Origin of the sequence: Duganella vulcania, from assembly GCF_009857655.1 — a bacterium.
GTDB lineage: Bacteria > Pseudomonadota > Gammaproteobacteria > Burkholderiales > Burkholderiaceae_D > Rugamonas > Rugamonas vulcania.
This window is the reverse complement of sequence record NZ_WWCX01000252.1, coordinates 1-1,194: the sequence shown is the minus strand read 5'-3', so window position 1 is coordinate 1,194 and position 1,194 is coordinate 1. Positions and strand designations below refer to the sequence as shown.

At 71.1% G+C, this 1,194-nt stretch carries 1 protein-coding gene; it reads right to left on the bottom strand.

Going from position 1 to position 1,194, the window contains the following annotated elements; all coding sequences use genetic code 11:
- A partial coding sequence (locus GTP90_RS35765; RefSeq protein ID WP_161087938.1) for a glycosyltransferase family 4 protein occupies window positions 1-1,194 on the bottom strand: 1,194 nt, incomplete at both ends.

Here is a 1,194-nt window from a genome sequence, read left to right as displayed (position 1 = left end):
GCCGCGCCCAATGCCTGGCGGCGGCCGGCGTCGTCGCGCAGGCCGTCCAGCGCGGCGGTCAGCGCCGCCAGCTCGAATTGGTCCGCCAGTTGCCAGACGGTGTCGGTGGGCAGCGCCGCCATCGAGCCGTTGGCGTTGACGATGGTGGCCAGGCCGTAGTTCATGCAGTCGAGCACGGCGGCCGAGGTCTCGCCGCGCGACACGCTGCGCAGCTGTACGCCGATGTCGGCCGCCTGCAGGTACTGGTGGTAGACCGCTTCGTCGGTCCAGCCGGCGATGCGGATGCGTTCGTGGCCGGCGATGGCGGCCGTCACGTCGGCGCCGTAGTCGCCGCCGTGGTTCTCGCCCACCAGCACCAGCACGCAGCGCGGGTCGGCGTGCAGGCGCGAGGCCAGCCAGGCTTCGATCAGTTCCAGCGTCAGCTTGGTCGGCGCGATGAAGCCGAAGCTGCACACCAGCAGCGCGTCGTCGGCGATGCCCAGCGCGCGGCGGGCGGCGCCGCGGTCCTGTTGCGCCGGCAGCGCGCGCGGCAGCGGCACCACGTTCCAGTTGGCCGCCGCCTGCTCGCCGTACCACTGGCGCGCCAGGCTGCGGGCGTGCTCGGAATGGACGATCACGCGGGTGGCGTCCTGCAGCACCGCCAGGTTGCATGGATAGATCCGCATCGCCTCGGCCTGGTCGGTGTGCTGGCCGGCCAGCAGGGCGGGGTAGCCGTGGCTGTCGAACAGCGCCTGCGACCACACGCCCGGCATGTTGCCGGTGCGCTGTTCGTAGGCCAGCACGCCGCTCAGGAAGAAGTCATGCAGCACCACCACGCCCGGATGGCGGCGCAGCAGGCCGAACATGTGGCTGTGGAAGGGGCTGTTGCCGAACTGGTAGAGGATCTGGTCGTAATCGTCGGCGTGCTGGTCGAACCAGTCGACGCTGCGTTGCGGCAGCGCGGCCAGTTCCGGCGCCAGCGTCAGCTGGTCCTGGTGCAGCACCAGCTCGATGTCGAAGTGGTCCAGCAGCGCCGGCAGCAGCTGCGCGGCGTAGTCGGCGATGCCGGTGCGCTCGGGCGGCAGCGGCGCGACGAAGGCCAGCTTGGGCGTCTCCTTGGTGATGCCGGCCATTTCCAGCGCCTTGGTGTTGACCCAGATGGCGTGGCCGTCGACCCGGTGCAGCAGCACCGGACGGTCGCCCACCACCGCATCG